The 16,301-nt window shown below is 44.1% G+C and carries 19 protein-coding genes; 2 read left to right on the plus strand and 17 right to left on the minus strand.

Going from position 1 to position 16,301, the window contains the following annotated elements; translation table 11 throughout:
- Positions 1-8: 8 nt before the first annotated feature.
- The 16 genes from Q8N16_00630 to Q8N16_00705 form a co-directional block, all read right to left on the minus strand.
- Positions 9-590, minus strand: coding sequence for an HDIG domain-containing protein (locus Q8N16_00630; GenBank protein ID MDP3093254.1), 582 nt, complete (start codon positions 588-590; stop codon positions 9-11).
- Complete coding sequence (locus Q8N16_00635) at positions 583-1,092, minus strand: metal-dependent hydrolase (GenBank protein ID MDP3093255.1); 510 nt, start codon at positions 1,090-1,092, stop codon at positions 583-585. Before Q8N16_00635 ends, Q8N16_00630 begins: the two co-directional genes overlap by 8 nt.
- A gap of 110 nt (positions 1,093-1,202) precedes the next feature.
- Positions 1,203-2,678 carry a lysine--tRNA ligase gene (gene lysS, locus Q8N16_00640; protein ID MDP3093256.1) on the minus strand — a complete coding sequence of 492 codons (1,476 nt, stop codon included), beginning with the start codon at positions 2,676-2,678 and terminating at the stop codon, positions 1,203-1,205.
- Positions 2,679-2,699: 21 nt separating this feature from the next.
- Complete coding sequence (gene greA / locus Q8N16_00645; protein MDP3093257.1) at positions 2,700-3,149, minus strand: transcription elongation factor GreA; 450 nt, start codon at positions 3,147-3,149, stop codon at positions 2,700-2,702.
- A 1-nt stretch (position 3,150) separates the two neighbouring features.
- A complete protein-coding gene (mrdA, locus tag Q8N16_00650; protein ID MDP3093258.1) occupies positions 3,151-5,082 on the minus strand; it encodes a penicillin-binding protein 2 in 1,932 nt (643 codons plus the stop codon).
- Positions 5,079-5,396 carry a rod shape-determining protein MreD gene (gene mreD, locus Q8N16_00655; protein MDP3093259.1) on the minus strand — a complete coding sequence of 106 codons (318 nt, stop codon included), beginning with the start codon at positions 5,394-5,396 and terminating at the stop codon, positions 5,079-5,081. Before mreD ends, mrdA begins: the two co-directional genes overlap by 4 nt.
- Positions 5,397-5,455: 59 nt before the next feature.
- Positions 5,456-6,268: a rod shape-determining protein MreC gene (mreC, locus tag Q8N16_00660; GenBank protein MDP3093260.1), complete on the minus strand. Its 813-nt coding sequence runs from the start codon at positions 6,266-6,268 to the stop codon at positions 5,456-5,458.
- Between the two features lie 29 nt (positions 6,269-6,297).
- Positions 6,298-6,828, minus strand: a complete 531-nt coding sequence (locus tag Q8N16_00665; GenBank protein MDP3093261.1) for a 3'-5' exoribonuclease — start codon at positions 6,826-6,828, stop codon at positions 6,298-6,300.
- A 110-nt stretch (positions 6,829-6,938) separates the two neighbouring features.
- Positions 6,939-7,589 (minus strand): DUF1045 domain-containing protein, encoded by a 651-nt coding sequence (locus tag Q8N16_00670; protein ID MDP3093262.1) that lies wholly within the window; start codon positions 7,587-7,589, stop codon positions 6,939-6,941.
- Between the two features lie 301 nt (positions 7,590-7,890).
- Positions 7,891-8,253 carry a YdcF family protein gene (locus tag Q8N16_00675; protein MDP3093263.1) on the minus strand — a complete coding sequence of 121 codons (363 nt, stop codon included), beginning with the start codon at positions 8,251-8,253 and terminating at the stop codon, positions 7,891-7,893.
- Between the two features lie 237 nt (positions 8,254-8,490).
- Positions 8,491-8,841 (minus strand): NUDIX domain-containing protein, encoded by a 351-nt coding sequence (locus tag Q8N16_00680; GenBank protein MDP3093264.1) that lies wholly within the window; start codon positions 8,839-8,841, stop codon positions 8,491-8,493.
- A gap of 111 nt (positions 8,842-8,952) precedes the next feature.
- Positions 8,953-9,588, minus strand: coding sequence for a class I SAM-dependent methyltransferase (locus Q8N16_00685; protein MDP3093265.1), 636 nt, complete (start codon positions 9,586-9,588; stop codon positions 8,953-8,955).
- A gap of 7 nt (positions 9,589-9,595) precedes the next feature.
- Positions 9,596-12,037 carry a preprotein translocase subunit SecA gene (secA, locus tag Q8N16_00690; protein MDP3093266.1) on the minus strand — a complete coding sequence of 814 codons (2,442 nt, stop codon included), beginning with the start codon at positions 12,035-12,037 and terminating at the stop codon, positions 9,596-9,598.
- Between the two features lie 97 nt (positions 12,038-12,134).
- A complete protein-coding gene (locus Q8N16_00695) occupies positions 12,135-13,214 on the minus strand; it encodes a tyrosine--tRNA ligase (protein MDP3093267.1) in 1,080 nt (359 codons plus the stop codon).
- 1 nt (position 13,215) lies between these two features.
- On the minus strand, positions 13,216-13,560 hold the full coding sequence (locus tag Q8N16_00700; protein ID MDP3093268.1) for a hypothetical protein: 345 nt from the start codon (positions 13,558-13,560) through the stop codon (positions 13,216-13,218).
- 156 nt (positions 13,561-13,716) lie between these two features.
- Positions 13,717-14,127 carry a hypothetical protein gene (locus tag Q8N16_00705; protein ID MDP3093269.1) on the minus strand — a complete coding sequence of 137 codons (411 nt, stop codon included), beginning with the start codon at positions 14,125-14,127 and terminating at the stop codon, positions 13,717-13,719.
- 91 nt (positions 14,128-14,218) lie between these two features.
- Between Q8N16_00705 and Q8N16_00710 the strand changes: the two genes are divergently transcribed.
- A complete protein-coding gene (locus tag Q8N16_00710; GenBank protein ID MDP3093270.1) occupies positions 14,219-15,028 on the plus strand; it encodes a helix-turn-helix domain-containing protein in 810 nt (269 codons plus the stop codon).
- A gap of 217 nt (positions 15,029-15,245) precedes the next feature.
- On the opposite strand, the gene Q8N16_00715 is transcribed toward Q8N16_00710, so the two are convergent.
- Positions 15,246-15,752, minus strand: coding sequence for an NUDIX hydrolase (locus tag Q8N16_00715; GenBank protein ID MDP3093271.1), 507 nt, complete (start codon positions 15,750-15,752; stop codon positions 15,246-15,248).
- 49 nt (positions 15,753-15,801) lie between these two features.
- Between Q8N16_00715 and Q8N16_00720 the strand changes: the two genes are divergently transcribed.
- A complete protein-coding gene (locus Q8N16_00720) occupies positions 15,802-16,056 on the plus strand; it encodes a hypothetical protein (GenBank protein MDP3093272.1) in 255 nt (84 codons plus the stop codon).
- Positions 16,057-16,301: the final 245 nt, after the last annotated feature.

Raw genomic sequence — 16,301 nt, forward strand, 5'->3', positions numbered from 1 at the left:
AATGTCTCCTAAAGGCCTAAGTTAGCGGCGATGTTTTGCATCGCTTCAAGGCCGATTTTGGCGAACTCTTCCAAGGAAAGATTAATTTCAGAGCAGGTGGAAATTGCTTCTCTTCTGGCGCCTTTGGCAAAAGACTTTTCTTTGAAGCGGTTTAGGACGTTTTCCGGAGAAAGATCTCCTATTTTCCTGCTCGGAAGAACCAAGGTTGAAGCAACGATTAATCCAGTCAAGCAATCTACGGCATAAATCGCTTTTTCAATTAAGTTATCTCTGGTTTTGCCGGTGGCTTCGTTGTGAGCGCGAATGGCGTTGGTAATTACAGAATCTACTCCCATCTTTTCAAGCATATCGGCTCCGACCGCTCCTTGTTGCTCGGGGTGGGTTTTCCAATCGACAATTTCTATGTCCATGTCGTGCAAAAGCCCGGCCAGACCCCAGGTTTCCTCATTCTCACTTGCACTGAGCGAAGCCGAAGTGTTAAAGCGCCGCGCCAAAGCCCGCATTATCGCTTCGGTAGCTAACATATGCTTTATGCTGTTTTCGTTCTTAACGTATTGCCTGACTAAATTTAAAGCTTCTTCTCTAGTCATGTTTGCTTATCTTCATAATTTTAAAAACAAGAATAATAAAAGAAATTAATCCTATGACGGCCAGGACAAGGGTCAGCGGCCAGTAGAGAGTCCAGCTGACCAGAAAGAAGTTTTCTTTCAAGGGCCAGAAAAGGAAAACGTCTCTGTGAACCAAGGCGTCAAAGCCAATGTGGGCCAGCCAGGCCAGAAAGCTGCTCAAGAACAGGGCTTTAAAGGAAAAAGACTGTTTAATTTTAAGGCTCAAAGAAATCTTTTCTAGGATCGGCTTGAGCTTTAAGATGATAAAGCTTAGGATTAGGCTTCCCAGGATAGCTCCCAAGATTGAATGGAAAAAGCCGTGGTGATAACATTTCGGGCAACCCTTAAGGTTATTGGCAATTACCAAGAAAATATTCTCAAAATCCATGGCGACGCTGCCCGCCAGAAGCGCCCATAAGTTAAAAACTTTCAGGCCAAGGACTCCTAAAAGCAAACCCGAACCTAGATGAGCCGGACTGAACATATCAAATTTCTAATTATTCTAATTTCTAATTATTCTAAACAATTTCTAATTATACTAATTATTCTAAACACGAATTAGGTTAATTAGGTCAATTAGAATAATTAGGTCAATTAGGAATTCTGTTTTGGTTTTAATAGGGGAAAAACCTGGCATTCCCTGATCGGTTTTCCCATCAGAAAACTGAAGAATCTTTCCGAAACCCCAAAGCCGCAGGTTGGAGGCATGCCGTATTCCAGGGCTTCAACAAAGTCCTGGTCGTACATTTGCGCTTCTTCATCGCCAGCCTCCCTTAATTTCTGCTGTTCCTTAAACCTTTCCGCCTGCTCTAGGGGGTTGTTCAGCTCGCTGTAGCCGTTGCCAAGCTCGCTGCCGGCCATTATCACCTGGAAACGCTGGGTCAACTCTGGATTTTTGTCGCATCTTTTTGCCAGAGGCGAAACTGTCACTGGCACGTTGATTAAGAATCCCGGGCCAACGATCTTCTTGCGGCAGTATTTCCAAAGATTATCCATTGCCCGGCCGAGATTAAAGCCTTCTTTGTCGTATTCAATGTTCAGTTTTTTAAGCTTGGCCTCAATCTCTTTAATGCCGACATCCAAGACGTCAACTCCGGCGTATTTCTGGACCATTTCCCGATAATCGTACCTTTCCCATTTTTTGCCCAGATCGATCTCAACGCCCTTTATATTGAATTTCAGGGTCCCGAAAGTCTTTTTGGCGACATGGCGATACATTTCTTCCACCAGGTTCATGCCGTCTTTGTAATCGGCGTAAGCCCAATAAAATTCCATCTGGGTGTAGTCCTGGACGTGTTCTGCGTCTATGCCTTCGTTCCGGAACTGCCTGCCGATTTCAAAAGTTTTTTCAAGGCCGGCGACCATCAAACGTTTCTGCCAGAGTTCGCCCATAGAAATCCGCAAATAGACGTCGATGTCGAGAGCGTTGTGGTGGGTTGAAAACGGCCTGGCGTCAGCTCCCCCGGGGGTTGTTTCAAAGACCGGAGTTTCCACTTCTAAAAAGCCTCTGGCGAGAAGAAATTCCCGCATTGACTGCCAAAAAACAGCTTTTTTCTCAACCATCGTTTTGACTTCTGGATTAAAGAGGATATCGAGGTATCTTTTGCGCAGTTTTTCTTCTTCGTCTTGCAAGCCATGCCATTTTTCCGGCAAAGGCAATAAGGACTTAGCCAGCATTTTGTAATCAGCAACCTCAATTGTCTTTTCCTTTGTTTTGGTCTCAAAGAGTATTCCTTTGAGCTCCACAAAGTCGCCGATGTCAAAGTGCTTCAGGAAAAAGGCGTAACCCTTCTCTCCTAGGCGGTTTTCTTTCAAGAGCGCTTGGATTTTCGCCGAACCGTCCTCAATATTCAAAAAAGTCAGTTTACCGTGTTGCCTCAGGGCGCGGATGCGGCCGGCCAAAATAACTTCTTTTTTGCTTTTAGCTAGGACGGAAAAGTCGTCCAGTGCCTCAATTATCCGATGCGTTCTTTTGGTTGAGGCCGGATAGGCCAAAACGCCAGCAGTTTCCAGTCCCTTTAGTTTTTGCAGACGCGTTTTTCTTATCTCTTCGAGAGTTTTTTGAATCATTATACGATTATAGCGGAAAAATCAATTAATTTCCAGGATTTTGTATTTTGTTTTACCCGCCGGGGTTTTTGATTCCCCACTGTCCCCTGTTTTTTTGCCCATTAGCTCCGTTCCCAAAGGCGAAACGTCGGAGATCCTGCCTTTTATGGGATTGGCTTCATTGGGTCCGACAATTTCGAGTTCCTGCTTTTCGTTGTCAATCTCCAGCAAAACCTTAGATCCGAGGGCGACTCGGCCCGACGCGCTTTTCTGGATAATCTTCGCCTCTCTGACGATTTCCGTCAATTCTAAAATCCGGCCTTCCAGAAAACCTTGGGATTCTTTGGCTTCGTGGTAGGCGGCGTTTTCCGATAAATCGCCAAAAGCAATCGCCTGCTTTAAGCGTTCAGCGATCTCTTTTCTTTTGCTGGTTTTCAGGTATTCCAGCTCTTGTTTTAATTTTTCCAAGCCTTCTGAGGTAAAATCTGCCATGTTATTTCGTAAAGTACCACTTTAAAGTTTCATTGGCAACCGGCAAGGCGGCTGCCCTGACCCCGGGAACGTCTTCAATCAGGACCGTTAAGACGATTTCAGGATTGTCGTAAGGGGCAAAAACCGTCACCCAGTTGTCGTAATAATTTGCTCTCGGCGTCTGGGCGGTGCCGGTTTTAGCAGCCGCTTTTACTGGCAAGCCAGCCAGAATCGCTGATGATCCGTAAATGACGGCATCCCTCATTCCTTCTCTGACGATTTCAAGGTTTTTTTGGTCTATGGGAAGTTCGCGGATTGTCTGGGGCAGAAACTCTTTGACGACCTTTTGGTCGTCGGGCCTGCCGTCAACGATTTTTGCCACGATTTGAGGCTTCATTATCTTTCCGTTGTTGGCGATAGCAGAAAATGCCGTTGCCACCTGCAAGGGGCTGACTTGGAGGTAGCCCTGGCCGATTGAGAGATTGTAAGTATCGCCGGTGTACCACGCTTCGTTGATATTTTCTTCTTTCCAACGATGATCGGGAATAAGGCCGCTGGTTTCCTGCGGCAAATCGATATTGGTCGGCTGTCCCCAGTTAAAAAGATTAAGATAATTTTTGATTTTGGTAGAACCCAATCCTTTTTGCCCCTTATATCCGCCGCCAATGGTGTAGAAATAAACGTTGCAGGAAACGGCAATCGCTTTTTTCATATTAACCCAGCCGTGCGGTTCCAGGTCGTGGAAGACATAAGTGATTTCCGGATCATATTGGTTTTGGATTTCGATGAAGCCCTGGTCGTAAATTTGTTTTTCCGGAGAAATTATCTTTTCCTGGAGAGCGGAAGCGGCGATCAAGGGCTTGATTGTCGAGCCCGAGGCGTACTGGCCGGAAACTGTCCGGTTGAAAAGCGGCTGGTTGGGATCGTTGAGGATTTTATCCAATGTTTTTTGGGAAATCCCTTTAGAAAAAAGGTTGTTGTCAAAAGAAGGAAGAGACACCAATGCCAATACCCCGCCGGTCTTGGGGTCTAGGGCGACGGCAGCAGCTTTTTTGGTGCCGATTTCGGCAGAAATCCTGGCTAATTCTTCCTGGAGTTTTTCTTGGAGATCTGAGTCCAGCCAGAGAACCAGACTTTGGCCGGAAACAGCTTCGGTTTTTATTCCCTCTTTGACTTTTTTGCCGACGGCGTCTTTTTGGATTTCAAAGACTCCGGGCTTGCCCCGCAAAATTTCTTCGTAGGATTTTTCCAGTCCCTGCTTGCCCAGGTAATCTGAAACAAAATAGTTTTCTTGCTTTAAGTTCTGGTACTCTTTGGCGTTGATTCTGCCGGTGTAGCCTATAACCTGGGCGAAAGAGGGGCCCTCGAAATAGTCCCTGACCGTGTTTTTCTCGATCTGGAATCCGGGCAGGTTTCTGATTTCGGTTTCAAGGAGAACAATGTCCTCGTGGCTGAGGTTTTCGGCAATGAGCATCTTTTCTTCCTTTGAGCTCTCAATTTCTTCTCCTAGGATCTGAGGCTCTTTCTTGATAATGCCGGCGATCTTTTCGATCTCTTGAGCTCTTTGGTTTTGATCTTTGGGAAGATCTATCTTGTCTAAGACCAAATCAAAGCTGGGGAGATTGCTCACCAGTTTTTTGAGAGAGCGGTCGTAAATTATTCCCCGGTCAGCTCTTATAGGAGAAATCCTGGAAAAGTTTCGATCAGCCAAATCTTTAAAAGCCTTTCCTTCCAGGACAACAAGCTGGAATGCTTTTGAAAACAGGATCAGGACGGCCGCCAGAGAAAAGATCAAAAGCCCGATCAAAGCCTTTCTTGACGGCGGAACCTCAAACCTCATTTCTCTGATTCTGGCTTCCCCCTCTTTCTTTTGAGCCAGGCCGTCTAAGAATACTTCCTGGGGCTCGATTTCCTGCCGGCCTCTTTTGACGAGGTATTTTTTAAAAAGAGTCATTTTATTATATGGTTGGCGTCAATTCCTAAGCGAAAATACTTTTTGATAACAAATTTAATTATTAAGGAGGTTGTCAGCAGAATTGCGGTATAGAAGCCGAAGGGTTTGCCAGAGAAGACGTCCAAGATGAAGCCGGCGACAAAACTCATTATCAGGCCTGATTTTTCTCGCCTTTCTTCAAAAAGATTCAGGAGGACAAAAAAGACAATAGCGATATTCGGGAGGTAATCCAAAAACTTAAAATGGACCAGAAAGCTGGTCTGAAAGACAATCAGGGAATAAAAAATCAGGGCAAGAACGATATATTTTTTCATGGCAAGTCGGCTTACCCCGCACTGCGCGATCTAATAATCTAGCAAAGTTGGTACGGGGTTTATTTTAAACCGGTTATTATGAACAAGGCGTTCAAGTCTTCGAGATTGAAAGCCGATTTTATCCTAGCCGTTCGAAAAGGTTTTATATCAGAGAAATTGACGCCGGCGATTTCCCCTATCAGCAATCCTTTAGGAAAGGTTTTGTCCAAAGCGGTGGTGACGACGAGATTTCCCTTTTCAATCTTTGCTTCTTGAGGGATGAGGTCAAAAATAATTTCCGATTTTCCCATACCCTTGGCTACCCCGGCAACTCCGTCCAGCCCCTCAATTTTTACGCCCAGGGAGCTTTTTTTGTTCGAGACAAGGATAACGCGGGAAGTATTCGAAAAGGCCTCCTCGATCCTGCCGACCAGGATTTTTTCCGAAGTGATTACCGGAAACCCCGTCGAGATTCCGTCATCTGAACCCTTGTTAATAAAAAGAGTGTCTTCAAAGGGGTCTTTGCCGGTAACGTCTGCCATCGTTAATTTAAAGTCTTTTTCAGGCGCAAAATCCAAAAGCTTTCTTAAATCTTCGTTTTCGCTCTTCAGTTCCTGAAGCCCGGCAATTTCCGCCTTTAGCTCTTGGTTCTGCAGTTTTAATTCGTGATTTTCTTTCTCCAAAGCCGTAATCCCCTTCAGAGTTTCAAAAAAACGAGAGACGCTCTGTCCTTGCTTCCAAAACAAACCTTGGACCGGGGAAGAAACTAAGAGAATGGCATTTTTGGTTTCTTTGCCGAACTCGGTTCTGTTAAGAAGGAAGAAAACAACCGCGATCGCTATCAAGAAAAGCGCGGTTTTTGTCCTTTTAGAGCTCTGGAGATTATTTGCCATCTTTTTATTATATTATTATACTCTCTTTTTTATGCCTTGGCGCGCTTTTCCAAAAACTTGAGGTAGACTTCCCGCAGAAGCTTGGCGTCGTCTAGGGCGTGGTGCTTCCGGTAGTTTTGGGGGCGGGCCATCTCTAAGCTGTCGTAGAAGTCGTTTTCATCTCTCAGGTGGTAGAACCCCGGATCCATTCCCAAAGCAAAGAGGATGCTGGCAAAATCGATCGGAATCCAGAAAAAGGGAGTGTTTTCCGTGCCGACCAATTTGTAGAAGTAGACGGCGTCAAACTGGTTGACGTGGGAAATCACGTAGGGCTTATTTTTCCCGACGAACTCTTTTATTCTCTCGGCGGCTTCTTCCCTGGACACTTTCTTTTCCGTCAGGAATTGAATAACGTTTTCTCTCACCCAGTCGCTGACTTTGCCGTCGTATTCCAGCTCGAGATAGAGCTCTCGGCCGTCTAATTTTACCAGGCCCACCGACAGCAGCTCTCCTTCATACGGGTTTAGGCTCGAGAACTCCGTGTCAAAAAAAATTATATTATCTGAAAAAGGCTTGAACATGAATTTATTATTTTCCCATGGCATTTCAGTACCAGAACCTGCGGTTCGGTACGGGGCTTCGGCCAGCAAGACTGGCCTCGCTTTTTAATTTCATTTCTGCGTCCGCAGGATTATTTTAAATCAAATTCTCTGATAATATTCGTGCATGTACCGCTTGGACCCATTTCGGAAATACCCATCCTTACAATCTTTACAACTTTCAAACCGTTAGTACTGTTTAAATTATTTACAGCTTTTTCTGCGGCTTCTTCAGAAATTAATCTTCCTAAAGATAAATGGGGATGATAGAGTTTCAGCACATTCGGATAACCGTATTTCCGTATCATTTCCTCTTGTTCCTTGTTATACCTCCCCTCTTTAATCTCATTTAAATGCTTCTCCCGAATTTTCCCATTACGAAACTGATTTAACGCATTGACAATTGTCTCATGAATTTTTACCACTATATCAGTTCTTTCAAAATCGATTATTACAGATTTGTCTCCCGCATTTAATCCCACTACAGGTAAGTCAAATTTGCTTATTCCTTTCGAAATTTTTTCCACTACTTCAATAATCTTAGGAATATTCCCCTCGGAAAACTCTGGAGAATATACAGTAATGTGAATAAAGTATTTCTTGTCGTCAATATGAAACACTTCCTCATCCGCAAACCCGATCTTACTCGCAAGATCTAAAACTTTAACCCGAGATTTATCGTCTACTATCAAAATGATATTTAACCTTCTCCATTTCATATTATTTTTGTCTTCATTTCCCATAGCCCTTCTGTTATTTATTTCAGTGAGTGAGATATCATGCGGACATTTCTTTTTTGTGGATAATTATATCTTCCAACAGCTTTTTAGCTTTTTAGCTTTTCGAGTAAAACGGATGTCCTTTTTTTAATAGCGCGACCAACCCTTCGCTTTTAATCGGTAGTTTTCTCAAAAACCTTTTTGCAACAGTAAAAAGATACTTTTCATATTCTTTGCGTTGTTCTCGAACCGATCTGTTGGTTGCTACGGGCAGAGGAGTAATTTGGTAGTTTTCTCCTAAAACCCTGCGGAATATCCATAACGCTCATCTCATATGCCAATCAGATGTGATAAGTAATATCCTTTTCCAACTCCTGTGTTTTTCATTTTCCATTACCTGTTTTGAGAAAACAGCATTGCTAATGGTATCAAGCGATTTTGTTTCTCGATATATCCTCTTTGTTTTAACTCTCTTCGATACCAAATAATCTTTCATTGCTTGCGCTTCAGTAATTTTTGGCGTCTCTTTCGCAAGACCGCTCCAACGACCGCTCAACAATACGGGTATACCGGGAAATTTCTCTTTATTTCTTAGAAAACCATCTAATCGTTCTTTGGGAGCTTGCAATATCCTGCCTTGTCTATCAATGCCGCCACCCAAAACAATTACTACATCTATTTTTTTCATATTTTTATCCCTCATTTTCCGTGATGCCTCGTTTCTCTTTTTCACGGCCGTTAAAATGTGATATATTTTGATTTATTTCCTATGGCACCCCAGTACCAGAACCTGCGGTTCGGTACGGGGCTTCGGCCAGCAAGGCCGGCCTCGCTTTTTAATCTTATTTCCTAGTCCGCAGGAATTACTTGCCCTGTTCCATTATGCTTATCGCTCCAATTATCCATTCACTGCGTAATTTGTCTTTCATATTTTGAATTTCTTGCCAAGTAAACCATTTTGTATCCAAGATTTCGTCCTTCGGCCAATCAAGTTTTCCACCAATGATCTTTGCCTCAAAAGCATGTTTTGGGGCGTTTTGGTATTTGCTTGAAATATGCCTAGTTTCCGAATTAACTCAACGTTATAACCAATCTCTTCTTTCGCTTCTTTTACAGCAGTTTTCTCTATGGTAGCTCCTTCTTCTACCTTGCCTGCTGGAAAATTCCATAGGCCATGAACTTTTGTTCCTGGACGATTCTCCTGCGCCAACAAGTATTTGCCGTCTTGTTTGATGACTACTCCCGCAACTATGTTTGTTTGAGCTAATTTTTCCATAGTCTTATTATCTCTTATTTCCCATAGCGTTTCTTATATTTCTACGGTGTCCCGTGCGGATGACTTTAATTATCCTCAAGGATTTACCATCTGTTAGAAACAAAGCTGTAATTATGGCTTTTTGAATCTGACAGTATAATTCCAGATATTCCCTGAAACTTTATCCAGAATAAACCCCGCCCTTTTACATATCTTGATGGCAGTTGATTTTAAAACATAATCTGGGTCAGGTAAAAGCTCGCTCACTGCCAAAATCCCGTCTGATTTTAATACCCTTTTAACTTCTTTTAACGCCTTCTGTCTATCAGGTATTTCTTGAAGAACAGTTACCATATAAACTAAATCCAAAGAATCATTCTCAAACGGCAGTTCATAAGCATCACTTTCAATTAACTTTATATTTTTAATATCTTTATTTTCTAGTTTGTTTAACTTATCTTCCAACTGCCTTAACATATCTGGCTGAATATCAAGCGCATAAACTATCCCATCTTCACCAACAATCCTAGCCACAAAAGTGGTAAATGCTCCGTTTCCACAGCCAAGGTCTAAAACCTTCATACCCTTCCTAATTCCGCTACGCTCTATTAGCTTATCTGGTGGTTGTGCTTTTCTTCTATAATTACTATCTAAAAAGCGTCCAATAAAAGCTGGGGCGGGGAAATGAAACAGTTTCCTAAAAACTCTGATTAAAATCTGCCATCCAATAAAAACTACTAAAATTATTAATAAAATTTTGATTAACATAGTCATTTTAATACTTATTCATACAACATTTCTTATACTTCTTTCCGCTCCCGCACGGGCAAGGATCATTACGACCGACTTTTTCTCCGGCTCTTTGAGCCGCAGGAAAAGACGTTGTGGCTTTTGGCTGGGGGCCGGGCTTCATGCCGTCAATGACTCTGGCGGCTTCAGCCTCAACCGTGGTTAATAGGCCCTGGAACATCCGGTGGGCCTCGTTTTTGAATTCAACCAGAGGGTCTTTCTGCCCGTAGGCTCTTAATTTGACGGCGTCCTGGAGAGATTCGAGGTTTTCCAGATGATCTACCCAGAAGCTGTCGATCACCCTGAGGAAAACGAATCTTTCAACCTGGCGGAGTTTTTCTTCGCCGATTTCCTTTTCTTTCTTTAAGTAATCGTCCTGGCTGAAACCGTGCTTTTTGAGGATTTCGAGAATTGAAGATTTCAAGTCGTCTGCGGATTTCTCGAGAATCTCTTTTCGCTTCCGATAGATCGTTTCCCGGTGCTTATTGATGACGTCGTCGTATTCCAGCAAGTGGCTTCTCATGTCGAGATTAAAGCCTTCGATCTTTGACTGGGCTTCTTCGATCGCCTTTGAGATCATCGAAGCCTCAATCGGCTGGTCTTCCGGGATTTTCAGCATCTCCATCAGGCCCTGGATTTTCTCTCCGCCAAAGATTCTTAGGAGGTCGTCCTCTAATGACAGGAAGAATTGCGAGGATCCCGAGTCCCCCTGCCGGCCGCCTCTGCCTCTTAATTGGTTGTCGATTCTCCGGGCGTCGTGCCTTTCGGTGCCGATAATATGGAGCCCGCCGATCTCCTTCACCCTTCGAGCTTCCTCAGGATTAGGTGGATTACCGCCCAAGATAATATCAACTCCTCTGCCGGCCATGTTAGTGGCGATGGTGACTGCTCCCAATTTGCCTGCCTGGGCGATTATCTGGCCTTCTTTCTCGTGCTGCTTGGCGTTCAAAATCTGGTGAGGAATGCCTTCTCTGTCTAAGAGTTTGCCTAGAAATTCGTTCTTCTCAACCGATCTTGTGCCGACCAGAACCGGCTGGTCGGTTTCGTATCTCTTTCTAATCTCTTGGACGACCGCTTTGAGCTTGCCGTCTTCGCTTTTCAGAACTTTATCCGGAAGGTCTTTACGGACCAAGGGCCTGTTAGGAGGAACGATAATCACTTCGAGACCGTAGACTTTGGCGAATTCTTCAGCCGAAGTTATGGCGGTGCCGGTCATGCCGGCCATCTTTTTGTACATTCTGAAATAGTTTTGGAAAGTGACGGTTGCCATAGTCAAGGATTCCGGCTGGACTCTGGTATTCTCTTTTGCCTCGATCGCCTGATGCAGGCCTCCCGACCATCTCCGGCCGGGCAGGAGCCTGCCGGTGAATTCGTCGACGATGATGATCTGATCGTCTTTGACCACATAATCCCTGTCTTTTTTGAAGAGGACCTCGGCTCTCAAAGCTTGTTCTAGATGGTGAAGATATTTTATCCCCCATTCCTGGTAAATGTCGGTCATTCCCAACAGTTTTTCGATTCCATTGATGCCTTCTTCGGTCAGGGTGACGGTCCGCAGCTTTTCGTCGATTTCATAATCCCGAGTTTCTTTTAAATGGGGAATGATTTTGGCGAACTCCTGGTACATTTTTGAGGATTCCTGGCCGGGAGCAGAAATTATCAATGGGGTTCTGGCTTCGTCGATCAAAATGGAGTCAACCTCGTCGATAATGGCGAAGTTAAAATCCCTCTGGGCTTTATCAGAGAGGTCGTAAACCATGTTGTCTCTCAAATAGTCAAAACCAAACTCGTTGTTGGTGCCGTAGGTGATGTCGGCTGCGTAAGCCTCTTTTTTGGTACAGGGCTTGAGAAAACTCTGGACTACCTTGAAGCTGCCGAGTTCGTCCCGCTCTTTGTCTTTATCGTCCTGGTTTTCGGCTTCAATCTTATACTCGGGATCATAAATATATGACGACTCGTGAGTGATGCAGCCGGTTTTTAATCCCAAGAGATGATAGATTTGCCCCATCCAAACGGTGTCTCTTTTGGCCAGATAGTCGTTGACGGTTATTAAGTGGCAGCCTTTATCCTCTAGGGCATTTAAATAGAGGGGTAGGGTGGCAACTAAGGTTTTTCCTTCGCCGGTCAGCATCTGGGCGATTTTTCCCTGGTGAAGGACGACGCCGCCTAAAAGCTGGACGTCAAAATGCCGTTGTTTTAAAGTTCTTTTAGCCGACTCTCTGACCAAGGCGAAAGCTTCTGGCAGGATTGCATCCAAAGCTTCAGCCTTTGACAGCCTTTGTTTGAGCTCGAGAGTCTTTTCCCCTAGCTTCTCGTCAGAAAAACCTTCAAATTCCTTTTCCAGAGAATTGATTTTATCGATCAGGGACTCCAGGCTTTTAAGGTATTTTTCGTTTGGGTTGCCAAAGATTCTATCTATGACGGACATCGTTTAATCTTAAAATTTCTTAAATTATACGTTAAATCAGGGCAAAACGAAAGAGCGGGAAACTTCCTTTCCCTGATAGAGAGATAAAAATATCGGATTACCTGGTCACTTCAAAACTTTTCACCTTTTCAAGCAGGGCTTTTGCTTCTTTGTTTTCGTTGAAATGCTGCCTGACCGGCTCAATTAGTTCATTGATGAGTTTCGCTACCGCTTGTTTGAGGTCTTGAGGATGGATTTGTTTTGCTGCGAACAAAGCCTCCAGTTCCGTAAATGATTTAACGGTAATGTCGCCGCCGAATTTTGTCGGCCGCTCAATCGTCATTTTGGAGAATCTCTCAAAAATGATATAGCGGCAGTATTCCAGGATCGGATTTTCCTTGATTTCCCCTTCCGGGCACCAGGCCTTGCCAATTTTCCGGGCAATGTCTTCTTTAGTGTCGGTCATAAAAATTGAAGTTTCGGGCCGTGACTTGGACATTTTTAACTCAACCGTTCTGGTAATTTTGTCCTCAGAGGCGCTCGCTGGCTTGCCCAAGCCCATGAGCATGTGGTGGCTGACAACGACCGGTTTCCAAAAGCCTAATTGCGGCCCGATTTCCCTGGCTAACATATTAACTTTTCGCTGGTCCATGCCCAATTGGGTAATTTTGGCTCCCAGAGTGAAGATGTCTGCTACCTGCATGCAGGAATAAATAATATGGGCGCCGGTTAGATTGTCAAGAGATTCCTCCCTGCCCATCATTTCTGCGGTTCTGACAAAACGCCTCAAGGCGTTAGATTTACCCACTTGGACCACTAGTTTCCAGTAATCAGGGTTTTTGGCCATATCCGAGGCCCACAAAAACTCTACGTTTTTTAAGTCCATGCCGCAGGCCTTCCAGACCTCAATAAAATATTTGCCTACAGTTTTGATCTTTTCCAAGTCGCCTCCCATTTTATTGTTAGCCATGGCGTGCCAGTCAGCCACCCACATCTTGAACTTTACCCCCGCCTTTATCATTTTATTGACATTGATGGCGCGCAAAATCCCCTGGGCGATGTGAATCTGGCCCGAGGGCTCAAAGCCGTCATAGGCGACCAAGTTTTTCTCGGTTTCCAAAAGACGCCGCAGTTCTTCTTCAGAGATAATCTCCTCCCCCACTTCTTTGATGAGTTTTAACCTATTTTCGGTAGTCATATTATTTTTTATAGCCGTTATCGTCGATTGAAAGCAAGGGGTAAACATCTAGAGCCATTTCTTCGTAAGGATGGACTTTTCTGATTACTTTTATGACTTTGGCCAAGTCTTTTTCAGAACAGACGGTTTCTATCCGTTCTTCTGCCACTTTTTCCAACCTTCCTATCTTACCGATGGCGGGTCGGGCGTCTTTCATGGGAAGAAATCTGCCAACGCCTTTGACCGAGAAACTCGAGAATTTATAGTTTCCGATGGCTCCGGCTCCGGCCTCTCCCATTGCCTTTCTGACAGCATCGGCGTAAGGAATCGGAACAAAGACAACGATTTTTACAATTCTATCTTTCATAATTCTATTCTATCAAAAAACCACGTAGTAGTCACTCGGTGTTAATAATAAGACCACTAGGTTCTTTAAGCAGCCAGAATTCTTATTTGAAAACGAAAAAGTCCGGGCATTAATGCTTGCTCGGACTTTTTGCGTTGCGCTGGACCACCTTTTTATTTATGTTGAGACCGCCGCCCATTTCCCCAAAACAAAGGGGATGGCCCAGGCTGCGGCCTTCGTTCCTGGCAAGAGCAATCCGCACGATTTCATAAATTCCGCTGCAGCCATTGCGATAGCTGCGATGAGGTCGGCGTCGTGCGGGATGTACTTTGGCTTCGCCGAGAAACAAATCGCTGCCAGAAAATCCGGGAAGTTTCCTGACGTTACCAGCCTCAAGATTCGACCCAGGATGGTCTTTGGGCCGAGGCTGACGTGGACTGCAATACAATCTGTATTGAAATCCAATTCGTTTGCCTCCTGAATCTTTCGAGGGATTGCCCCGAAGGCAGCCGACCTTGTCCCGGCAAGGAATTTCTTGGTGTCGCCATTTGCCAAGGATCCCTTAAAGTCGATCGTTATAATGAACATTCCTTCCTCCAATATGAGTTGCTGAACGGCAACTCTTGACAAGCTATTATAACAGTTATATAATACAAAGGTCAAATAAATGTCTGTTTATATGAACAAACAAATAACTTCGTCACAATTACAATCATTCGGCCTAGATGAGATTGAAATCAAAATCTACCTGTATCTCTTAGAAAACGGGGCCAAGACTCCGCTTGATCTTTCTCGTGAGACAAGCATCAACCGATCAATGATCTACCGGTACCTGGGCAAACTTAAAGATAAGAAGCTCGTGGAAGAGTCCAATATCGGCCGCGGCTTAAAACTTAAAGCGTCCGATCCGGCCAATCTGCAGCTTTTGATCCACGAGCAAGAATACCAATTGCAAAAACAGAAAGATCTGCTGCCGCAGGTGATAAAGGATTTATCCGTTCTTCCTTCTCACCTGCAGAACGAGTTTGAGATTAAGCAATACCACGGTTCAGAAGGGCTTAAACAGATGTTGTGGAATCAGCTTTCCGCCAATAAAGAAATCTTTCTTTACGGCTACCAGACAAGAAACGAGATTGTCGGGGCTTCTTTTGCCGATAAAGTCAGAGAAGAGCAGATACGAAGAAAAATTACTCTCTATGAAATAGAAGAGGAAGTTGATCCGGGAAACTTTACCGGCAGTTTTACCTATACAAAAGTACGGAATTGGAAAAAGTATTACGTCCCCCGCTATATCGATCCGAAGGTCTTGAAGATTCGCCAGTACACCTCGATTTTTAACGACACCGTCTCGGTTATGAATTGGGAAAACGGCCAGAAGGTTGGCGTGGAAATCATCAATTCTCTCTATGCTTCCATGCAAAAGCAGCTGTTCTGGCTCATATGGGAAAAAATAGCGGTTAAGCCAAAACGTCCAACTTTAAAGAAGTAGTAAGTAGTTTTCTATTGCGAGTTTGTTTCTAAACAGCGGTTTTTATAGATCCGTTTTGCCCAACGAGACGCTTTGCCCGTCCGTAATCCCGCTGAAAGCGGGATGAAGGAGGGACGCTTGGCCCCGTAGTAAACTTGCCCTACTACTGGGGTTAGAACCTATTTGGTGGCTAGTTATGCCCAAGACAAAAGACCCGCTAATTTGATAGTCGGGCCTTTTAGTCTAATGAGGGATATATTTTTATATTCTTTTTGGCATGTTCGGCTAGAAGGAAATTTTTCTCTTCCACGGAAAGCCTACTCACAAGAAAAGGAAGGTTGATTCCTGGCCTATAGAGACGGTCATTTGTGAATAGAGTATGGATTTCTTCTTCGTTGAACCAGCTGGTTTTGACAACATCGCCGGCTAAGGGATGTTTTTGGGTATCTGCTATTATCGCCTTGAATACGAAACCCCAAGTGTCAGGCCCCTTGAACATACCAATCGGATGAGCTGGACCGGACAAATAAAGACCTTCGGAAAGCTCGAGTAAAACATCCACCCCCGCTTCTTCTTTTGCTTCACGAATAGCGGTTGCCATAACCGAGGGATCCCTATCTTCCTTATGGCCCGCAGGTGGTCCCCACTGACCAGCGCTTTCCCCTTTTTCACTAGATTGCATAACTAAAAGAATTTCCTCCTCGTCGTTCTTAATAACCACGGCTGCAGATAATTTAAGGGACATCTGAACCTCCTTTTTGGAATAGTTTGCTAAGATAAACAAAGCATAAAATATGGATAGAGTCAATCAAAAAATCGCCTCTTCGGCGATTTTCAGTATACTCTTAGGACAATCCTTGTTGGATAAAAAGACGGGCAATATTATTGTCCGTCTTTTTTACGCTTATTTGATTCTTGTTATCGTTTCCCCGCCTTTCATTACGGATATACGAGTGATGTTTTTCTCTTTCATATATCCTTTTCTGGATGCTTTCTTCCGGGCCGCCTCGATCGCCTCCTCGTCGTTTGAGGCCCAAATTTCATCTTGAAGATCCGTGGACTCGTCATAGAGCTCACATACAAGATGACTGAGAATTATATATCGGGTTTTCATAGCATCTCCTTTTTTCATGGTTTCGGTTGAACTTTTTCAGCGGATTTTTCTCACATGTTTTTTCTACCTCCTTATTAAAGAACTTCTCAGAAGAAATAAAAAACCTCTTCTGAGAAAGAGGTTGGTTTGAGGTAGTGTTTAGTTACAAAAAGTTATGAGCTTAGAAAACCAAACTAGCCC

It is taken from the genome of bacterium (genome assembly GCA_030693425.1).
GTDB lineage: Bacteria > Patescibacteriota > Minisyncoccia > Minisyncoccales > GWA2-46-15 > GWA2-46-15.

Bases quoted from the DNA above. Each gene is read 5' to 3' on its own strand.
- Q8N16_00670 (MDP3093262.1), bottom strand. From the start codon at position 7,589: ATGGGAAATGAAGACAAAAATAATATGAAATGGAGAAGGTTAAATATC.
- lysS (MDP3093256.1), bottom strand. From the start codon at position 2,678: ATGATTCAAAAAACTCTCGAAGAGATAAGAAAAACGCGTCTGCAAAAA.
- Q8N16_00710 (MDP3093270.1), top strand. From the start codon at position 14,219: ATGAACAAACAAATAACTTCGTCACAATTACAATCATTCGGCCTAGAT.
- greA (MDP3093257.1), bottom strand. From the start codon at position 3,149: ATGGCAGATTTTACCTCAGAAGGCTTGGAAAAATTAAAACAAGAGCTG.
- Q8N16_00720 (MDP3093272.1), top strand. From the start codon at position 15,802: ATGGATAGAGTCAATCAAAAAATCGCCTCTTCGGCGATTTTCAGTATA.
- mreC (MDP3093260.1), bottom strand. From the start codon at position 6,268: ATGGCAAATAATCTCCAGAGCTCTAAAAGGACAAAAACCGCGCTTTTC.
- Q8N16_00715 (MDP3093271.1), bottom strand. From the start codon at position 15,752: ATGTCCCTTAAATTATCTGCAGCCGTGGTTATTAAGAACGACGAGGAG.
- Q8N16_00680 (MDP3093264.1), bottom strand. From the start codon at position 8,841: ATGGAAAAATTAGCTCAAACAAACATAGTTGCGGGAGTAGTCATCAAA.
- Q8N16_00700 (MDP3093268.1), bottom strand. From the start codon at position 13,560: ATGAAAGATAGAATTGTAAAAATCGTTGTCTTTGTTCCGATTCCTTAC.
- Q8N16_00635 (MDP3093255.1), bottom strand. From the start codon at position 1,092: ATGTTCAGTCCGGCTCATCTAGGTTCGGGTTTGCTTTTAGGAGTCCTT.
- Q8N16_00685 (MDP3093265.1), bottom strand. From the start codon at position 9,588: ATGTTAATCAAAATTTTATTAATAATTTTAGTAGTTTTTATTGGATGG.
- mreD (MDP3093259.1), bottom strand. From the start codon at position 5,396: ATGAAAAAATATATCGTTCTTGCCCTGATTTTTTATTCCCTGATTGTC.
- Q8N16_00695 (MDP3093267.1), bottom strand. From the start codon at position 13,214: ATGACTACCGAAAATAGGTTAAAACTCATCAAAGAAGTGGGGGAGGAG.
- secA (MDP3093266.1), bottom strand. From the start codon at position 12,037: ATGTCCGTCATAGATAGAATCTTTGGCAACCCAAACGAAAAATACCTT.
- Q8N16_00630 (MDP3093254.1), bottom strand. From the start codon at position 590: ATGACTAGAGAAGAAGCTTTAAATTTAGTCAGGCAATACGTTAAGAAC.
- mrdA (MDP3093258.1), bottom strand. From the start codon at position 5,082: ATGACTCTTTTTAAAAAATACCTCGTCAAAAGAGGCCGGCAGGAAATC.
- Q8N16_00705 (MDP3093269.1), bottom strand. From the start codon at position 14,127: ATGTTCATTATAACGATCGACTTTAAGGGATCCTTGGCAAATGGCGAC.
- Q8N16_00675 (MDP3093263.1), bottom strand. From the start codon at position 8,253: ATGAAAAAAATAGATGTAGTAATTGTTTTGGGTGGCGGCATTGATAGA.
- Q8N16_00665 (MDP3093261.1), bottom strand. From the start codon at position 6,828: ATGTTCAAGCCTTTTTCAGATAATATAATTTTTTTTGACACGGAGTTC.